Source organism: Streptomyces sp. NPDC026575 (genome assembly GCF_055567415.1).
Genome location: NZ_JBVHQM010000023.1, coordinates 36,590 through 54,320, shown reverse-complemented (window position 1 = coordinate 54,320; position 17,731 = coordinate 36,590). Strand labels below are relative to the sequence as shown.

At 74.2% G+C, this 17,731-nt stretch carries 16 protein-coding genes and 1 pseudogene; 14 read left to right on the top strand and 3 right to left on the bottom strand.

All coding sequences use genetic code 11. The features are described 5' to 3' along the window. Window positions 1-68: 68 nt before the first annotated feature. The gene (locus ACZ4NB_RS28300) at window positions 69-497 is read right to left on the bottom strand and encodes an SRPBCC family protein (protein ID WP_467665863.1); all 429 of its coding nucleotides are present in this window, start codon (window positions 495-497) and stop codon (window positions 69-71) included. A gap of 144 nt (window positions 498-641) precedes the next feature. Continuing rightward, entirely contained in the window at window positions 642-1,748 is a 1,107-nt protein-coding gene (locus ACZ4NB_RS28295) for a PP2C family protein-serine/threonine phosphatase (protein WP_467665862.1), read from the bottom strand. A gap of 196 nt (window positions 1,749-1,944) precedes the next feature. Here ACZ4NB_RS28295 and ACZ4NB_RS28290 point away from each other — a divergent pair, with 196 nt between their 5' ends. After that, on the top strand, window positions 1,945-2,577 hold the full coding sequence (locus tag ACZ4NB_RS28290) for a GNAT family N-acetyltransferase (RefSeq protein ID WP_467665861.1): 633 nt from the start codon (window positions 1,945-1,947) through the stop codon (window positions 2,575-2,577). A gap of 327 nt (window positions 2,578-2,904) precedes the next feature. Here the strand turns inward: ACZ4NB_RS28290 and ACZ4NB_RS28285 are convergent, their stop codons facing one another. Next, entirely contained in the window at window positions 2,905-4,407 is a 1,503-nt protein-coding gene (locus ACZ4NB_RS28285; protein WP_467665860.1) for an alpha/beta hydrolase, read from the bottom strand. A gap of 162 nt (window positions 4,408-4,569) precedes the next feature. On the opposite strand from ACZ4NB_RS28285, the gene ACZ4NB_RS28280 reads away from it, so the two are divergent. The 13 genes and pseudogenes from ACZ4NB_RS28280 (at window position 4,570) to ACZ4NB_RS28220 (ending at window position 17,673) form a co-directional block, all read left to right on the top strand. Next, entirely contained in the window at window positions 4,570-5,826 is a 1,257-nt protein-coding gene (locus ACZ4NB_RS28280) for an ATP-grasp domain-containing protein (protein ID WP_467665859.1), read from the top strand. Continuing rightward, complete coding sequence (locus tag ACZ4NB_RS28275) at window positions 5,823-6,674, top strand: Rossmann-like domain-containing protein (RefSeq protein ID WP_467665858.1); 852 nt, start codon at window positions 5,823-5,825, stop codon at window positions 6,672-6,674. The genes ACZ4NB_RS28280 and ACZ4NB_RS28275 overlap by 4 nt, the downstream gene beginning before the upstream one ends. Next, window positions 6,671-7,762 carry a PLP-dependent cysteine synthase family protein gene (locus ACZ4NB_RS28270; protein ID WP_467665857.1) on the top strand — a complete coding sequence of 364 codons (1,092 nt, stop codon included), beginning with the start codon at window positions 6,671-6,673 and terminating at the stop codon, window positions 7,760-7,762. The genes ACZ4NB_RS28275 and ACZ4NB_RS28270 overlap by 4 nt, the downstream gene beginning before the upstream one ends. After that, on the top strand, window positions 7,759-8,811 hold the full coding sequence (locus tag ACZ4NB_RS28265; protein WP_467665856.1) for an enolase C-terminal domain-like protein: 1,053 nt from the start codon (window positions 7,759-7,761) through the stop codon (window positions 8,809-8,811). Before ACZ4NB_RS28270 ends, ACZ4NB_RS28265 begins: the two co-directional genes overlap by 4 nt. Next, the gene (locus ACZ4NB_RS28260; protein ID WP_467665855.1) at window positions 8,808-10,067 is read left to right on the top strand and encodes an MFS transporter; all 1,260 of its coding nucleotides are present in this window, start codon (window positions 8,808-8,810) and stop codon (window positions 10,065-10,067) included. Before ACZ4NB_RS28265 ends, ACZ4NB_RS28260 begins: the two co-directional genes overlap by 4 nt. 79 nt (window positions 10,068-10,146) lie before the next feature. Beyond that, on the top strand, window positions 10,147-10,938 hold the full coding sequence (locus tag ACZ4NB_RS28255) for a class I SAM-dependent methyltransferase (protein WP_467665854.1): 792 nt from the start codon (window positions 10,147-10,149) through the stop codon (window positions 10,936-10,938). A gap of 105 nt (window positions 10,939-11,043) precedes the next feature. Further along, a complete protein-coding gene (locus ACZ4NB_RS28250) occupies window positions 11,044-12,639 on the top strand; it encodes an ABC transporter substrate-binding protein (RefSeq protein WP_467665853.1) in 1,596 nt (531 codons plus the stop codon). Beyond that, window positions 12,636-13,604: an ABC transporter permease gene (locus tag ACZ4NB_RS28245; RefSeq protein ID WP_467665852.1), complete on the top strand. Its 969-nt coding sequence runs from the start codon at window positions 12,636-12,638 to the stop codon at window positions 13,602-13,604. The genes ACZ4NB_RS28250 and ACZ4NB_RS28245 overlap by 4 nt, the downstream gene beginning before the upstream one ends. Next, window positions 13,601-14,428 carry an ABC transporter permease subunit gene (locus ACZ4NB_RS28240; RefSeq protein WP_467665851.1) on the top strand — a complete coding sequence of 276 codons (828 nt, stop codon included), beginning with the start codon at window positions 13,601-13,603 and terminating at the stop codon, window positions 14,426-14,428. The genes ACZ4NB_RS28245 and ACZ4NB_RS28240 overlap by 4 nt, the downstream gene beginning before the upstream one ends. After that, complete coding sequence (locus ACZ4NB_RS28235; RefSeq protein WP_467665850.1) at window positions 14,425-15,981, top strand: ABC transporter ATP-binding protein; 1,557 nt, start codon at window positions 14,425-14,427, stop codon at window positions 15,979-15,981. The genes ACZ4NB_RS28240 and ACZ4NB_RS28235 overlap by 4 nt, the downstream gene beginning before the upstream one ends. Before the next feature lie 463 nt (window positions 15,982-16,444). Continuing rightward, a pseudogene (locus ACZ4NB_RS28230) lies at window positions 16,445-16,579 on the top strand (ADP-ribosylglycohydrolase family protein); the annotation flags it as partial. A 300-nt stretch (window positions 16,580-16,879) separates the two neighbouring features. Next, a complete protein-coding gene (locus ACZ4NB_RS28225) occupies window positions 16,880-17,350 on the top strand; it encodes a hypothetical protein (protein ID WP_467665849.1) in 471 nt (156 codons plus the stop codon). Further along, window positions 17,347-17,673, top strand: coding sequence for a transcriptional regulator (locus ACZ4NB_RS28220; protein WP_467665848.1), 327 nt, complete (start codon window positions 17,347-17,349; stop codon window positions 17,671-17,673). Before ACZ4NB_RS28225 ends, ACZ4NB_RS28220 begins: the two co-directional genes overlap by 4 nt. Window positions 17,674-17,731 lie beyond the last annotated feature (58 nt).

The following is a 17,731-nucleotide window of genomic DNA, read 5'->3' as shown; positions in this document are numbered from 1 at the left end:
GTCCAGCTGTCTGCTGCTCCCGCCACCCGAGGGGACGTCAATCGGCAACGCACCAAAGGGAGTTCACCTCACCGCTCGGCTTCCACCAGCTCCTTGAACTGCTGGAGGTCGCTGCGCACACCGCGCTCGATCGCAGCCGCCTGGGCGAACCCCTTCGGCCCGCCGAATGCCTCCGTGACGGTGCCCGGCTCGTACTCGAACCGGACCTGGAGCCTGGTGTGCTCCCCGTCGATCAGCAGCAGCGAGAAGGTCCCCGCCAGCTCGGGACCGCTCGTGGTCCGCCAGGTGATCAGGTTGTCCTGGTCACGGTCGGTGATCCGGACGTCGAGTCCCTGGGACCGGCCGCCCGCGTCCAGGTCGAGATGGGTCAGCTCGCCCTCGGTACGCGCCTCGCGCACGCCGTCCACGAAGCGTGGATAGGTCTCCGCGCGATGAAGGCATTCCCAGGCCGTTCGGAGGGGAACGCTGATGTCGATGTGTTCTTCGAGTGTGCTCATCAGGCACCTCACTGCTCGGCTCATGGCTAGGCGATTACGTTTCCAGGGTGCTCCGGGCCGGGACCGGAGGCGAGCCGGGTCGGGCGGCCCGGGAGGCGCGGCTCAGGGCGAGCGGCTCAAGGCGAGCAGCTCAGGGCGAGCGTCTCAGGGGCAGCGCGCGATCGCGATCATCGCGACGTCGTCGCCCAGGTTCCCCCCGGCGTACTGGAGCAGGTCGTGGTGGAGGCGGCGCACCAGCGACGGCGGATCGGTCTCGCGCCAGGAGGCGACCCGTTCGACCAGCGGATAGAAGACATTGTCCCGGCCCCGGGCCTCGACCACCCCGTCGGTGTAGAGGAGCAGAAGGTCACCGACGTCGAAGCCGAACGTCTCGACCTCGTATTCGCTCTCCGAGGGGGCGATGAGCCCCAGCGGAAGTGCGGGATCGTGGACTTCCAGGGCGTGGACCCGGTCGTCCCGCAGCAGCAGCGGCGGCGGATGTCCGCAGTTGACCATCGACAGCGCGGGGGAGTCGTGATGGACGTCCATGACCAGCGCGGTCACGAAAGACTCCGCGGCCTCGGCCTCGCCCCCGGCGAGGTGGGCCACGTTCCAGTGCACGGAGTTGCCCATGTGCGCCACGATGCCGGGCAGTGAGAGGTTGCGGTAGGCGGAGCCCTGGAAGGCCCCGATCAGCACGGCCGCCTCCGCGATGGCGGACAGGCCCTTGCCGCGCACGTCGCCGATGACCAGGCGGGTCGCCCCCGGGGCCGGTACCGCCGCGTACAGGTCCCCGCCGATCTGGGCCTCGGCCTCGGCGGCGATGTACGCGGACGCGATCTGCAGCGGTCCGATCCGCTCGGGCAGCGGCCGCATCAGGACGTGCTGGGTCGCGGCGGCCACCGACTGCACCTGGCTCAGCCGCCGCTCGCGCCGGTCCCGGACGTACCGGAAGAACGTGAGGAACGCGCCGATCACGATCAGGGCGACGATCTGCGCCTGGTGGTTGGCGGTCGTCAGCCCGCCGTGCAGATGGCCGATGATGATCTGCGCCGCCACGGCGAGGGCCGCGACGACGCCGGTGAGGGCCGCTCCGGCGAAGGAGGCGGTGATCGCGGGCGCGGCGACCAGGAGCGGGCCCAGGTGGATGGTCGTCGGCGTATGGATGTCGATCACGGTGACGGCGACGATGATCGCCAGCGGCACGGCCAGCAGTCCGTGCTTCGGCCGCCAGACGCCGCCGGGCCGGGTGACACCGCGCCGGATGCTCATATCTCCTCTCTACACCTGTGACGGCCGCCGCGCCCCGCCGACCGGGGATCACCGCCCGCCGTGGATCACCGCGGTGCAGGGGCTCCGGAAAAGCGGATGCCGCACCCCACTCGCCATAGGTAATGTGCGCGGAAGCAATGCACCTATTACCCAATGCGCGTACGGCCCCTTACTCACGCCCTTCAGGGAGGTTTTGATGGTTCCGGAACTCGTCAGGATCTGGGCGGCCGGCTGGGCCGTGTCCCGCTCCACCCCGCCGCCGGTCGAGCGGCCCTGGGGGTGCTATCTCGACGTGGGCAGGCCCGACCAGGTGGGCCGCCATGTCCTGCCCGAGGCGGCGGAGTCGGCGGTACGTGCGGCCGCCGCCTCGGTGACCGTGCCGCACACCTGGCTCAAGGTCCCCATGGATCCGGACGGCATCGGACCCTGGCTGCCCGCGGGGTGGGTGGTGGACAAGGACGAGGCGGGCCATCTGATGGCCGCGGACCTGGCGACCACGGATCCGGTGACGCCCACGGGGTACACGGCGTCGACGGAGACCCGCTCCGGCGTCGTCTACGTCCAAGTGCGCTCGTCCGATGGCGAGTTGGCGGCAATGGGGCAGATGGTGGTCCTCGGGCGGGCCGCCGTCGTCGATCGCGTCGTCACCCAGGAGGCGCACCGCCGCCGCGGCCTGGGCGGCGCGGTGATGCGCACCCTCTCCGACCACGCCGTGACCGAGGGCGCGACCCTCGGCGTCCTCGGCGCCACCGACGAGGGGCGCGCCCTCTACGAGACCCTGGGCTGGAAGACCCACGCTCCCCTGGCGGCGTGCATCTACCGGCCGTAGAGGCCGCCTCCTCGTCCCTCGCGGTGACCGCCTCCTGGGCCCTCGTGGGACCGACCTTCTTGGCCACCGTGGGGACCGCCTCCTGGTGTCCGTGGGGCCGCCTTCTTGGGCCCCGTGGGGACCGCCCCCTTGGGCCCCGTAGGGACCGCCTCCTTGCCCCCATGGGCCCGGCCCCGCGGCCCCATGCCCCCAGGACCGGCCCGCCGGAATACCCCCCGCCCCCGCCACGTTGTGGCCCCGCAGGGGGCCCTCGTGTCCCCTACGGGATCCGTTCGCACGCCCCCTAGGAACTCCCCCCAGAACATGCGGAGGGCCTCGCCCGGGACCTCACGGCGTCGGCGTCGGCAGCCCCGGGCCGGTGCAGTGCACATCCGCCGTCGGGACGGTCCCGTCGACCAGGTACGCGGCGGTGGCGTCGTCCACGCAGGCGTTGCCGCGGCTCGCGAACACGCCGTGGGAGTAGTCCTGGTGAAGGGTGATCAGGCGGGAGCCGGGCAGGTGGCGGCGGAGCCGCCGGGCGCCCTCGATGGGGGTGACGGGGTCGTGCGCCGAGGCGATCAGCAGGACCGGGGGCGCCGCCGGGCTGCCCAGGCGGGTGCGGTGGGCGGGCTTGTGGTGCCAGTAGGCGCAGGCCGCGGCCTCCATCCCGGTGACGACCGGCTGGGGGTCGAGGCGGCGCAGGCGCCGCAGGTCGGCCGTGATCCGGCCGGGCGTGGGGCCCGGCCCGTCCGCGCATTTCACCACGCGGTTCGCGGACTGGAAGGTGCGTGAGGCGGACCCGTCGAAGGGGTCGTCGGGGCGCAGGAGTTCGGTGCCGCCGCCTCGCAGGTACGTGTGGATGCCGGCCGCGAGGTCCGTCCAGCGTTCGGTGCGGCCGAGGGCCCGGTAGACGGCCCGATCGAAGGCGGCGGGGCCGAAGCCGTCCGCGGGGTGGGCCGCCAGCGCCCGGCGGGCCCGCAGGTAGGCGGCGCGGACCTGGCCGGCACTGCCACCGAGACCGAAGCGCGCCTCGTGCCGGGCGGCCCAGGCGAAGAACACCTCGCGCTGGCGCAGCAGTGCCCGGCTCTGCCGCAGGTCGAAGTCGTACCACCCCCAGGGGCCGACGACGCTGTCCAGCACCATGCGGCCGACGTGCCGCGGGTACCGGGCGGCGTAGGCGGCGCCGAGGTAACTGCCGTAGGACACACCGAGGAAGCCGATCCGCGGCTCGCCGAGCGCGGCGCGCAGGGCGTCCATGTCGCGGGCGGTCGCGGTGGTGGACAGCTGCGCCAGGGCGTCGCCGGTGCCGGCGGCGCAGTCGTCGGCGAGCCGCCGGAGCGAGTCGCGGTAGGCATGTTCCGCCGGGCGTCCGACCGGCAGGGGGTCCGGGCCGGGGGCGGTGAAGAGACCGCCCATCGGGCCGCAGTCGGCGGGCGCGCTCCCCCCGGCGCCACGCGGGTCGAACCCGATGACGTCGTACGAGCGGCGCACGCTCTCGGGCAGCTTGGCGCGCTTGGTGACGGCGTAGGGCACTCCCGGCCCGCCGGGCCCGCCCGGGTTCACCAGCAGGACGCCGCGGCGCTCGGCGGGGGTGCCGGAGGCGCGTACACGGGAGACGGCTATGCGGATATGCCGGCCGTCCGGGTGCGCCCAGTCGAGCGGGACGCTCAGCTCGCCGCATTCGACGCGGTCGGGCGCGGCCGGGGCCGGTACGGACCGCGGGCAGGCACCGAAGCGGAGCGGGGGCTCGGGGGTGGCGGCGCGGACGGGGGCGGCCGGGAGCAGGGCGGTGGCGGTGGCGGCGGCCACCAGGGCGCGCCGGGCGGGTCGGCGGCGTACGGCGGGAGTCACGGGTTCACCTTCGGGGGATCGGGGAGTGGGCGGTGGGCCCTCGACGGGGCCTCAGATGACAATGAAAACGATTATCGTTAAGGTGGGGACTCGTCAAGGCGGCCCCGTCCCCGCACGGACCGGGCCGCCTGCGTCCAACTCGCCTTCCGTGAAAGGGAAACCGTGGCCCATCTGCTGATGGTCGAGAGCTGGGTCGGATCGATGAGCAGGCTGCTGCCACGAGCGATCCGCGAGGGCGGGCACGAGTTCACCTTCCTCACCCGTGACCTGCACCACTACCTGCGCACCGCGCCCGAAGGCGCCGCGCATCCGCTGCTGTCGGCCCGCAACGTGCTGACCGCCGACACCAACGACCTCGACACCCTGCTGCCCCTCATCGAGCGCCTCCACGGCGCGCTGGGCTTCGACGGGGTGATCACGTCGTGCGACTACTACCTCCCGACGGCCGCGCGGATCGCCGCCCGGCTGGGCCTGGCCGGCCCCGCCCCCGCCGCGGTCGAAGGCGCCTGCCGCAAGGACGCCACCCGACGGGCGCTGGCCGACGCCGGACTGCCCGGGCCGCGCTTCGCCGTCTGCGCGGACCGCACCGAGGCCGCCGAGGCGGCGCGGGAGATCGGCTATCCGCTCGTGCTGAAGCCGGTGGACCTGTGCGGCGGGATGTTCGTCCGCCGCGTCGACGACGAGGCCGCTCTGACCCGCGCCTGTCAGGCGCTCGCCGACTTCCCCGTCAACGCGCGCGGTCAGCGGCGCGCCCCCGTGGTACTGCTCGAAGAGCTGCTCCAGGGGCCCGAAGTCAGCGTGGAGACCGTCTCGTTCGGCGGGACGACACAGGTGGTCGGGGTGACCGACAAGAGCGTCGGCGGTGCGCCGGCGTTCATCGAGACGGGGCATATGTTCCCCGCGGCGCTCTCCCCCGCCGACGCCGGGGCGGCCGCCGAGACCGCCCGCCGGGCGCTGGCCGCCCTCGGCCTGGACGCGGTGGTGGCGCACACCGAGATCAAGCTGACCGCCGACGGCCCCCGGGTCGTCGAGGTCAATCCACGCCCGGCCGGCAACCGCATCACCGAACTCGTCCGCCATGTGACGGGGGTCGATCTGGCAGCCGCCGCTGTCGAGGTGGCGCTCGGCCGCGAGCCGGACCTGCGTCCGCGGGCAACCGGGCTGCGCAGCGCCGCCATCGGGTTCCTGGTGCCGGACACCGCGGGCGTGCTGGAGTCCGTCGGCGGAGCCGACGAGGTGCGCGGGGCCGACGGTTTGCTGGAGCTCCGGCTCGCCGAACCCGGCCGGGTGGTCAGGGCCGCGGGCAGCAACAACGAGTACCTGGGCCATGTCATGGCCGGCGACGCCGAGGGTCCCGGAGCCCGCGACCGGGTCGCGGCCCTGCTGTCGGCGCTGTGTCCGATGGTGGCCGCCCGATGAGCGCCCGCACCGCCGCCCACCGCACCGCGGCCTCGTACGACGCACTCGTCGAGCGGGTGCTCGGCGGCGACTTCGGCCCCGATCCGCGCACCACCCGCATCGCGGTGGCCTTCGCCACCCGCCAGTCCGTACGCCACGACGGGCGCAGCGGCGGCTACCGCAACGAGGTGCTGAGCCTGCGCCTGGCCGCGGCGGTCGGCTCGTGCGCGGTCGAGCCCGACGCCCTGCCCGACGGCGCGGTGGACGACTGCGTCGGTGCCGACGTCGCCCGGCTGCTGGCGCATGACCTGCTGCCGGTACGGGTGGCCGCGCTGGACGCCTATCTGGCGCACGTCCTGCCCCACGGTCCGGCGGCCGGCGCCCGGCCCTGGCCGCTGCCCGCCGGGAGTTCGCTGGTGAAGTCCCGGGCCAGGGCCAGGGCCGTCACCGGGCTGCTCGACGTCCCGCCGGGCGGCACCGTGCTCGTCGTCGGGGTGGTGAACTCGCTGCTGGAGGCGCTGCGCGCGCGGGGCGTGCGGTACATACCCTGCGACCTCAAGGGCGGCACCACGGAGTGGGGCGAGCGGGTGCGCACCGACGCGGTCGCGGAACTGCCGGGCTGCGACGCCGTACTGGCCTCCGGGATGACGCTCGGCAACGGCAGCTTCGAGCCGCTGCGGCGGCACGCGCTGCGGCACGGCAAGCCGCTGGTGATGTTCGCCCAGACCGGCAGCGCGGTGCTGCCGCGCCTCATCGGCGCCGGGGTGAGCGCGGTGTGCGCCGAGCCGTACCCGTTCTTCTGGCTCGACGGCGGTCCGGGCGTCGTCCACCGCTACGGCGGCCCGGCGCACCCCGAGGACGCCCGATGACCACAGCAGTCCTCAGCCCCGCCGGCAACGCCGCGCTCCTCGCCCTGCTCGGCCGGACCCCGCTCGCCCGCATCACCGCCGATCTGCCCTGCCCGCAGCCCGGCTTCTGGGGCAAGCTCGAAGGGCTCGGCGTCGGCGGTATGAAGGCGCGGGCGGCGGTCTCCATGCTGCTCGGCGCCAAGGAGCGCGGCGAACTGCGGCCGGGCGCACCGGTGGTGGAGTCCACCTCGGGAACCCTCGGCATCGGGCTGGCCTTCGCCGGCCAGGCCCTGGGGCATCCGGTCGTGCTGGTGGGCGACGCGGAGCTGGAGCCGTCGATGCGCCGGCTGCTGCGCGCCCACGGCGCCCGCCTGGAGCTCGTCGACCGCCCGGCGGCCGAGGGCGGCTGGCAGGCCGCGCGGCTGGCGCGGCTGCGGGAGGTGCGGGCGCGGCTGCCCGACGCGTACTGGCCCGACCAGTACAACAACCCCGACAACGTGGCCGGTTACGCCTCGCTCGCCGCCGAGCTGGCCGCCGCGCTGGACCACCTCGACGTGATGGTGTGCAGCGTCGGCACGGGCGGCCACAGCGCCGGCATCGTCGGCCCGCTGCGGCGGCACTGGCCCCGGCTGCGGCTGATCGGCGTCGACGCCACCGGCTCGACGATCTTCGGCCAGCCGGCCAGGCCCCGGCTGATGCGCGGTCTGGGCAGCAGCATCCATCCGCGCAACGTCGCCTACGAGGCGTTCGACGAGGTCCACTGGGTCGGGCCCGCCGAGGCCGCCGACGCCTGCCGCCGGCTGGCCCGCGGCAACTTCGTCAGCGGCGGCTGGAGCACCGGCGCGGTCGCGCTGGTCGCGGCCTGGGCCGCCCGGGTCCATCCGGGGGCCGTCGTCGCCGGGGTCTTCCCCGACGGCCCGCACCGCTACCTCGGCAGCGTCTACGACGACGACTTCCTCGCCGCGCACGGCCTCGATCCCGCCACGGCGGCGACCCGTCCGGTCGAGATCCCGCACCCGGGGGCCGTGGAGGCCACCGGCTGGGCGCGGTGCCGCGCCGTCGCCGACCCGCTCGCGCGCCGAACCCCCCACAGCCAGGAGAACCCGTGAAAGTCAGTCAGCGCACCGTGCGCCTCGCCCTCACCGAGCCGCTGCGCATATCCCGCTCCACCATGGCGGCCCGTGAGGCGGTCTGGCTGTCCGTCGAGCACGACGGGAACCACGGCCACGGAGAGGCCGTCACCAGCGTGTACTACGGCCTCGACGCCGACACGCTCGGCCGGCTGGTGCACGACCGGTCCCGGTGGCTGGCGCGCTTCGCCGATCCGGAGAGCGCGCTGGAGGAGCTGCGCGGCCATGGTCTGGCGGGCACCCCGCCCGCCGTGACCGCCGCCGTCGAGTCCGCGCTGCTCGACCTGGTGGGCAAGCGCGCGGGCGTCCCGCTGCACACCCTGCTCGGCGCCGCCGGTCCGCCGTCCGCGGCGACCGCCCGCACCCTCGGCATCACCTCGCCGGAACGGGCCGGGGCGCAGGCCGCCCGCCTGGTGCGGGACGGCTTCTCGGTCCTCAAGGTCAAGGCGGGCTCCCCCGATCCCGCCGACGACCTGGCCCGGGTACGGGCCGTCCGGGCCGCCGCGCCCCGGGCGCGGTTGCTGCTCGACCCCAACGGCGCCTGGCGCGCGAACGAGGCCGAGGGCCTGCTGCACCGCTGCGCGGCGCTGGGCGTCGAGGCCGTCGAGCAGCCGATCGCGCCCGGCGACCGCGAAGCGCTGGCGCGGCTCGCCGAACGCTCGCCGCTGCCGGTCATCGCCGACGAGGACGCGGTCTGCTACGAGGACGCCCGCCGCCTGGCCGGGCGGGTGCAGGGCATCAACGTCAAGCTCGCCAAGTGCGGCGGGGTCGGCGCGGCCCTGCGGATCGCCGAACTGGTCGCCGGGACCGGCACCGAGCTGATGCTCGGCTGCCTGACCGCCAGCACCCTCGGTATCGCCCCCGCCGTCCATCTGGCCGACCGCGCCCGGTGGACCGACCTCGACGGGCATCTGCTGCTCGCCCACGACCCGTGGACCGGTATCGCCGGCACCGACGGCACCGTACGGGCGAGCCGGCGTCCGGGCCTGGGCGTGCGGCCGCGTGGCGAGGGCGGGGCGCGGCCGTGAGGACCTGGCGCGAGATCCGCGGCTTCCCCGTCGCGATACGGCTTCTGCTGGTCAACCAGTTCGGCGTGAACACCGGCTTCTATCTGCTCATCCCCTATCTCGCCGTCCACCTCGGCGAGGATCTGGGGATGTCGGCCGCGGTCGTCGGCATCGTGCTCGGCGTACGCAACCTCAGCCAGCAGGGCCTGTTCCTGATCGGCGGGTCGGCCGCGGACCGGCTGGGCGCGCGGGGGGTGATCATCGCCGGCTGCGGGCTGCGCACCGTCGGCTTCGGGCTCTTCGCGCTCGGCGACGGGCTGGCGGTGCTGCTGGCCGCCTCGGTGCTCAGCGGACTGGCCGGGGCGCTGTTCAACCCGGCCGTGCGCGCCTACCTCGCGCTGGCGGCGGGCGGGCGGAAGGCGGAGGCGTTCGCGCTGTTCAATGTGTTCGCGACGGCCGGAGCGCTGGTGGGGCCGCTGCTCGGCAGCGTGCTGCTGCTGGTCGACTTCCGCGTCGCCGCGCTCACCGCGGCGGGGCTGTTCGCGGTCCTCACGCTGGCCCAGGCCCTGGTGCTGCCGGCGGGCACGGTCGCGCCGTCCGGGAACAGTGTCATGGCGGACTGGCGCGAAGTGGCCGGCAACCGCCGCTTCGTGGCGTTCGCGCTGGCGATGGTCGGCATGTTCACCATGGAGAACCAGCTGTATCTGCTGCTGCCCGACGGCGCGCGCCGGGCCACCGGCTGGGACGGCGCGGCCGGCGTCGTCTTCCTCGTCGGCACCCTCACCAACCTGGGGCTGCAGCTGCGCCTCACCCGGGCCCTCAAGGAGCGGGGCAGCCGGGCCCGTTGGATCAGCGGGGGAATCGCCCTGATGGGCCTGGGCTTCCTGCCGCCGATGGCGGTGGCGGGGGCCGGGACGGCACACGGGGATCCGGTCGGCGCCGCGCTGCGCCTGCTGCCGGTGCTGGGCGGCGCCCTGCTGCTCTACCTGGGCGTGATGATCGCCCAGCCGTTCGTGATGGAGCTGATCCCCGACTTCGGCCGCCCCGAGCTGACCGGCACCTACTTCGGGCTGTTCTACGTGGTCTCGGGCATCGCCGCGGCCGCGGGCAACGCCGTCGTCGGCTGGGCGATGGACGCCGGGGAGCAGACGGGGGCGCGGTGGCTGCCCTGGGCGTGCTGCCTGGCCTTCGGACTGCTCTCCGCGGCGGCCGTCGGCCGGCTGCACCGCCGGCGGACCCTCCCCGACCGGACGGCGAACGAACCGGTGCCGGTGTGAGGGCGGGCCGACGCGGATGGCGGCGCCCGGCTGCGCCGGCGCACAGCTGCGGCCCGAGGCGGCCGCGTAAGGAGAACCGATGACCGACGCGAACCTGCTGACCGACAACCCGGCCCTGTACGAGGCCCGCTTCCCCGACGCGACACGGCTGGCCGGCCGCTGGGCCGAGGACCGCCTGCGCCACTACGGCGCCGGTCGGCGGGTCCTCGACCTCGGCTGCGGCACCGGCCGCGACGCCGCGTATCTGCACGGCGCCGGGCGTACGGTCGTCGGCGCCGACCTGTCCGGGGCGATGCTCGACCACGCCCGCCGCCACCACCCCGGGCCCGAGTACGTCCGGGCCGATCTGCGCCACTTCGACCTGGGCGAGGGGCGTTTCGACGCCGTGGTGTGCCTGGACAGCGCCCTGCTGTACTGCCACACCAACGAGGAGCTCGACGGCCTGCTCGCCTCGTGCCGCCGGGCCCTGGCGCCCGGTGGACTGCTCCTGGCGGAGATGCGCAACGGGGCGTTCTTCCTCGGCCGCACCGAACTGCTCGACGGCCCGTCCGTCAGCACCTTCACCTGGCAGGGCGTCACCCACCGGTCGACGACGGCGCTGCGCGTGGACCGGGCCGCGCAACTGCTGCGCCGTACCCGGGTGTGGACCGCCGACGACGGATCGCCGCCGGTCGAGCAGCACTCCGCGTGGCGGCTGCTCTTCCCCCAGGAGCTGCGCCATCTCCTCGACGCCCATGGCTTCGAGGTGCTCGCCCTGTACGACCGGCCCGGCCCGCGCACCGATCCGCCCTGGCGCCCGGGCGATCCGCCCGCCACCACGGTCGATGCCGACCGGCTCCATCTCGTCGCCCGGCGCACACGGGAGACCTGATCGCGCCTGGTGGGCGCCGCGCCGGACACCCCTCCACCGGGGTGCCGGACGGCCGCCGCCGGCCCCCGCCACACCACCAGTCCCCCGCTCTCTAAGGACACCGCCATGGACCACCACGTCCCCGTCAACGACCCTCGTCTGCCCGGGCTGCGCCGCCGGGGCTTCCTCGCCGCCGCCGGTGGGGCCGCCGGGCTCGGTGCGCTCGCGCTCGCCGGCTGCTCCGGCTCCCGGCTCTCGACGGATGACGCCTCCGGGAGCGGCAGGCCCCGGCGCGGCGGGCGGCTGCGCGCCGCCTTCGCGGGCGGCGGTGCGAGCGAGACCCTCGACCCGCACCTCGCCAACCTCTTCGCCGATGCCGCCCGCGCCAAGGCGCTCTTCGACAAGCTCGCCGACTACGGCCCCGATCTCGCCGCCCGGCCCCGGCTCGCCGCGGCGTGGCAGCCGAACGCGGGCCTGGACCGCTGGCGGGTCTCGCTGCGCAAGGCCGCGTTCCACGACGGCAGGCCGGTGACGGCCCGGGACGTGCTGTACAGCTACCGCCGTATCGCCGACCCGAAGAAGGCGTTCCGGGCCAAGGCGTCGCTGGAGCCGATCGACCTGAAGGCCAGCCGGGCGGTGGACGCGCGGACCGTCGAGTTCGTCCTCAAGCGCCCGACCGCCGAATTCCCCAATGTGCTCGCCGCGTTCGGTGCGTACATCGTCCCCGAGGGGGCCCGGGACTTCGACCGGAAGCCGGTCGGCAGCGGTCCGTTCCGCTTCGTGTCGTTCCGGCCCGGCACCTCCGCCGTCTTCCGCCGCAACGACGCCTACTGGGACGGCGCCCCCTACCTCGACGAGCTGGAGTTCGTGGTCGCCAACGAGGAGTCGGCGCGTATCAACGCCCTGCTGGGCGGTCAGGTCGAGTACGCCCACGAGCTGAACCCCGCCACCGCCCGCGCCCATGAGGACCAGGGGCAGATCACCATCGTCCGGCTGCGGAACAGCGCCATGCAGGCGTTCGCGATGAAGACCGACCGGCCGCCGTTCGACGACCGGCGGGTCCGCGAGGCGTTCTTCCTGATCGCCGACCGCAAGGAGCTGGTCGACGGTGCGCTGTCCGGTGCCGGCGAGATCGGCAACGATCTGTTCGGCAAGGGCTACGAGTACTACGCCGCCGGTCTGCCGCAGCGCACCCAGGACCTCGACCGGGCCCGGCATCTGCTGAAACAGGCCGGTGCCGAGAAGCTGAAGGTCACGCTCGACACCTCGCCCGTCGCCGCCGGATTCACCGAGGCCGCGGCGATCTTCCGGGACCAGGCGGCCAAGGCCGGCGTGCGCGTCGAGGTCAGGACCGGCAGCAAGGACAGCTACTGGACGGATGTCCTGGACTCCGGGACGCTGTGCTGCTACCGCTCCGGAGCCATGCCGATCGAGTCCCATATCTCGCAGCGGCTGCTCACCGACTCCTCCACCAACGCCACGCACTGGCGGCACAAGGACTTCGACGCGCTGTACCGGCAGGCGCAGTCCACCCGGGACAAGAAGGACCGGGCCGCCGTCTACGCGCGCATGCAGCGCCGGCTGTACGCCGAAGGCGGCTTCCTGGTCTGGGGCTTCGCCGACTGGATCCTGGGCACCGCCCGCAACGTGCGGGGCGTCGAGCGCGAGGCGCCCGCCAACTCCATGAACTGGGCGCGCTTCGACAAGGTCTGGCTGGCGTGAGCAGTCGAACCGTCAGAGTACTGCGGTCCTGGTGCGTCCGGCGGCTGCTGTCCGGTGCGGTGCAGACGGCGGCCGTGGTGCTGCTCGTCTTCGCGCTCACCGAGGCGCTGCCGGGCGACGCGGCGGTGGCGCTCGCCGGGGACCAGCCCGACCCGGAGCGGATCGCGGCCCTGCGCGCGGCGCTGCACCTGGACCGGCCGGCGCATGAACGCCTGGCGCAGTGGGCTGCCGGGCTGCTGCACGGCGACCTCGGCACGTCCCTCACATCGGGCCGGCCGGTCAGCGGGTATCTCGCGGACGGGTTCGGGCCGACCCTGCTGCTGGCCGGGCTCACCGTCGCGCTGCTGGTGCCGGCCGGTGTCGGGCTCGGGGTGCTGGCCGCCCGGCGCGAGGGGCGGCTCGCGGACCGGCTGATCAGCTCGGTGACGCTCGGCGTGTACGCGGTCCCGGAGTTCGCCTGCGGGGTGCTGCTGGTCACGGTGTTCGCGCTGCGGCTGGGCTGGCTGCCGCCGACCGCCGTCGGCTACGGCACCGATCTGCTCGCCCATCCGGCGGCGCTGGTGCTGCCCGTTCTGGTCCTGCTGTCGCGTCCGGTGTGCTCACTGGCCCGCCTGGTGCGCGCCGGGATGATCGACGCGCTGGCCGCTCCGTACGCCGTCCATGCCCGCCGCTACGGCGTCCCGGGCGCCCGTGTCCGGTACGCGCACGCGCTGCCCCACGCGATCGCGCCCGCCGCCCAGCAGCTGGCCCGCACCGTCGACTGGCTGCTGTGCGGGGTCATCGTCGTGGAGGCGCTGTTTGTGATTCCGGGGCTGGGGACGGTGCTGATGAACGCCGTCGCGGAGCGCGATCTGCCCGTGGTGCAGGGCCTGGCCGTGGTCTTCGGCGTGGCGACGGTGCTGCTCAACCTGGGCGCCGACCTGGTGGCCCGCCGCTTCGCGCCGCGGGCGGGGGTGGCGGCATGAGGAGGCCCGCCGGTGCCGGGCCGGGGCGCTTCGCGCTCGCCCTGGCCGTGCTCGCCGTGCCACTGGTGCTGGCTCTGCTCGGCCCGCTGTTCGCGGGCGAGCCGACACCCCGGGCACCGTCCTTCACGCTCGGCGGCGGGCATGGGCTCGGCACCGACTTCGTCGGCCGGGACGTGTGGCGACAGGTGCTGCTCGGCGGGCGGTCGGTGGTCCTCGTCGCGCTGACCGCGACGGCGCTGGCCTATCTGGTGGCGCTGCCGGTCGGGCTCGCGGGCGCGCTCACCCACCGGGCATGGCTGGAGGAGCTCTTGATGCGGCCCTGGGACGTCCTGGTCGCGGTGCCGTCGCTGCTGCTGATCCTGCTGGTGGCCGCGGTCGCCGAGCCGGGGGCGGTGGGGCTGGCGCTGCTGGTGGCCCTGGTCAACATCCCGGACGTGGCACGGATGGTGCGGGCCGCGGCGGCCGAGGCGGCCTCCCGTCCCGCGGTGGAGGCGCTGCGGATGCAGGGCGAGTCCTGGTGGCGGATGGCCGTGGGGTACGTCGGCAGATCGATGGCCCGCACCCTGGTCGCGGATGCCGGCGTACGGCTGACGGGGGTGCTGTATCTGGTGGCCACGGCGGCGTTCCTGGGTGTCGGTGCGGCGCCGGACGCGGCCGACTGGGCGGTGATGGTGGACCGCAACCGCCCGGGGCTGTTCGTCCAGCCCTGGGCCGTGGTGGTGCCGGCGCTGCTGATCGTCGCGCTGACGGTGGGGAGCAATCTGCTCTTCGACGCCGTATTGGAGAAGAACACCGCCGGGGCGGCAAGGAGGAAGCGGGCATGAGCGTGCTGGCCGAGATCAGGGATCTGCGCGTCGAGGTCGACGGGCGGCCGATCGTCGACGGGGTCGGTCTGCGGCTCCGGGCCGGGCAGGTCACCGCGCTGGTCGGCGCGTCCGGCAGCGGCAAGACGACGACCGGCCTGGCCCTGCTGGGCGAGTACCCGGCGGGTGCGCGGGTGACGGGCGAAGTGCGGGTGGCCGACGGCCTGGTCGGCTATGTGCCCCAGCACCCCGGGGCGGTCCTCAACCCCGCACGCCGGGTCGGCGCCCTGCTGTCGGACATCGCCCGCGGCCAGGTGCGGGCCCTGCCCCGGACCGGGCGGCGGGCGGCGGCCGGTGAGCGCATCCGTCGGGCGCTGGCCCTGGCCCAGCTCCCGGAGGGCGAGGCGCTGCTCGGCCGCTATCCGCACCAGCTGTCGGGGGGCCAGCAGCAGCGGATGGTCCTGGCGCAGGCGCTGCTGGCCGGAGCCGGGGTGGTGGTCGCGGACGAGCCGACGACGGGCCAGGACGCGGTGACCAAACGGCGCGTCGTCGGCGAGTTGGCGGCGCTCGCCCGGCAGGGCATCGCGGTGCTGCTGCTGAGCCACGACCTGGACGTCGTACGGGCGCTCGCCGATGAGGTGCTGGTGATGCGGGGCGGCCGGGTGGTGGAGGCGGGCCCCGCCGAGCGGCTGTGGCGCGCCCCGCGGCACCCGTGGACCGCTGAACTCCTCGCCGCGGAAGCCGGGCCGGCCCTCGGTCCATCGGCGGTCGCGGGCCGCCCGGTGCTGGAGGTGCGCGGCCTCGCGGCCCGCCACCGTACCGGTTCCCGGTCCGCCACCGAGCTGCTGCGACTGCCCGAACTCACGCTCCACGAGGGCGAGTTCCTCGCGGTCGTCGGCCGCTCCGGCAGCGGGAAGACCACCCTGGCCCGCTGCCTGGCCGGGCTGCACCGCGACTTCCGGGGCGAGGTCCGGCTCGACGGCACCGCCCTGCCGCGCAGTCTGCGGTCGCGGACCCGAGCGCAACTCGCCGCGGTCCAGTACGTCTTCCAGGACGCCGGGGCCGCGTTCGACGAGCACCGGCCGGTGCTGGACCAGGTGGCGCGCACGGCGGTGCGGCTGCGCGGGGCGGATCCGGCTCAAGCCGTGGCGGAGGCCCTGCGTACGCTCACCGCGCTCGGTCTGGCCGAGGAGCTGGTGCGCCGCGTGCCCGACCGGCTGTCCGGCGGTGAGTTGCAGCGCGCCGCGCTCGCCCGCGCGTTGCTGGCCCGCCCGCGGGTGCTGATCTGCGACGAGATCACCTCCGGCCTCGATGCCGTCACCCGACGCGGTCTGCTCGGCACGCTCACCGCTCTGCTGCGCGACCGGCCGGAGCTGTCGCTGGTGCTGATCACCCACGACCTCGCCACCGCCGCCGCGGCCACCCGGATCGCCGTACTGGACGCCGGCGAACTCGTCGAGCAGGGCCCGGCGCGACAGCTGCTCACCGCACCGCGGCACGCCTTCACCGCCTCTCTCGTGGAGGTCGCGGCGGAACTGACGGCCCGTGACGGTGGCGGCCCGGCGGTGGGCTAGGGCCTGTCCGATGGGTCAGGGTCGGGAAGCTCGCGGCGTCTGGTGCGGTGCATCGCAAGGCGCCGGAGCGTCTCGATAGCGGAGCTATCGGGATGATTCGGCAACGCCGCGAGGTGCCGTGCCAGGCGTCGCGAGCCCGGCCATGACCCATCGGACAGGCCCTAGTGGTGTCTCTCCGACCTTCGTGGCCTACGACGCCTGGTCCGTCGGCAACCGCCCGGTGACACACCCGTCTCCGCCATCGCGTGCAGCGCTCCGGTGAGTACGCCTCGACATGGCTGGCCCGACAGCGCCACTCCACGCCCTCAAGGACCCGGCATCCGACGCGATTCGCCTGCTCATCGACCTCATGTCCGGCTGCGGCCACCGCAATGGACCCAGCCGTCTACGTACCCGCTCCACCGGTGCGGCCGAGCGCTCCATGGCCAGGTCGGCTCCGTCGGCGGCTGCTCCCGCAATGCCTTGGTACGGATTGGATGCGATCCCTGCCCGCTGGACTGAGCTCTTGCATGTCCCCCTGCCAGGGTTCGGCGGACGGGTGCTGCGTCTGGCCGATCTTGTTGATCTCGCGCACCGCCTGAGGGCCGACGCGGACTGACGTGGTCAACGGTTAGCCGTGCCATCAACTCGCGGTTTGCCGCGCGGCGCGTGCTGCGGCGAGGTCTTCGTTGGGTCAGCGCCCGGTACTGGGCATCGATCTCGGCCCGCACGGGTTCGGCGTCGGCCCGGTGGCCGGAAGCCAGCAGCGTGCCCCGGCACCACCACGGTGACCGTGGCACTGCCGTTCGGCACCAAGGCGCGGTTGAAGGAGCCGCCGCCGCTGTTCGCCGCCGCGCGATCTCTGCGTCGCATGCCCACAGGCTTCCTCTGGGGCAGAGATCCACATATACTTTCCAACATGGAAAACAGTTTCTCCGACCCCAGCACGCCCGACGCCGCCCACGCCCTCGCCGCCCTGGACACCGCGGCCGAGTCCCGGGCACGGATGGCCGACCGAATCACCAGTCCGTGGTGGTACCACGGAGGGCTGGGCCTCGCGTTCGCGCTGGTGTTCGCCTCGATGAGCCTGCGGGTGGCCAACTGGGCCGTCGGGCCCTTCATACTCGTGGTGCTCGGGCTCGGCTGGGCACTTCAGCGTTCGACGGGCGTTTCCATGGACCGCTACATGAGCACCCCTGGTGCCAGTCAGCTGTCCATGGCCTACGTCGTGGCGTTGGCCGCGCTGGCCGCTACCGGCATGTACCTGGAGTGGGGCGCGGACGTACGGTGGGCCATCGCGGGCGCCGGAGTCCTGATCGGCGCCCTCACCACGGGCATGGGCTTCCGCATCGACGCGGCCGCGCGGCGAGACCTCCGGGCGGGGCGGTGACCGAGCCGCACTTCGACGAAGTGATCCACGCGCCCAACCGCCTCCAGATCTGCAGCATGCTCGCCGCCGTCGAGACCATGGCCTTCGCCACACTCCGCGATGCCCTCGACGTCAGCGACTCGGTACTCAGCAAGCACGTCAAGATCCTCCAAGCGGCCGGTTACCTGGAGGTCACGAAGGCGCGGGGTGCCTCCTACCCCCGGACCTGGATCGCCCTGACCGGGGACGGCCGGCGGGCCTACTCCGGACACATCGCCGAACTCCGCCGCATCGTCGAACTGGGGGACCCGGCCCGACGGGATCCGGTACCGCCCGGCGAGTGACCCAGGTCCCGGCCGGGGTGACCACCTGAAGTGCGCCTGCCCGTCCGGCTCGAAGTCC

Coding starts and splice junctions, on each gene's coding strand:
- ACZ4NB_RS28275 (WP_467665858.1), top strand. CDS start 5,823: ATGAGCGCCCGCACCGCCGCCCACCGCACCGCGGCCTCGTACGACGCA.
- ACZ4NB_RS28240 (WP_467665851.1), top strand. CDS start 13,601: ATGAGGAGGCCCGCCGGTGCCGGGCCGGGGCGCTTCGCGCTCGCCCTG.
- ACZ4NB_RS28295 (WP_467665862.1), bottom strand. CDS start 1,748: ATGAGCATCCGGCGCGGTGTCACCCGGCCCGGCGGCGTCTGGCGGCCG.
- ACZ4NB_RS28255 (WP_467665854.1), top strand. CDS start 10,147: ATGACCGACGCGAACCTGCTGACCGACAACCCGGCCCTGTACGAGGCC.
- ACZ4NB_RS28235 (WP_467665850.1), top strand. CDS start 14,425: ATGAGCGTGCTGGCCGAGATCAGGGATCTGCGCGTCGAGGTCGACGGG.
- ACZ4NB_RS28225 (WP_467665849.1), top strand. CDS start 16,880: ATGGAAAACAGTTTCTCCGACCCCAGCACGCCCGACGCCGCCCACGCC.
- ACZ4NB_RS28270 (WP_467665857.1), top strand. CDS start 6,671: ATGACCACAGCAGTCCTCAGCCCCGCCGGCAACGCCGCGCTCCTCGCC.
- ACZ4NB_RS28290 (WP_467665861.1), top strand. CDS start 1,945: ATGGTTCCGGAACTCGTCAGGATCTGGGCGGCCGGCTGGGCCGTGTCC.
- ACZ4NB_RS28250 (WP_467665853.1), top strand. CDS start 11,044: ATGGACCACCACGTCCCCGTCAACGACCCTCGTCTGCCCGGGCTGCGC.
- ACZ4NB_RS28300 (WP_467665863.1), bottom strand. CDS start 497: ATGAGCACACTCGAAGAACACATCGACATCAGCGTTCCCCTCCGAACG.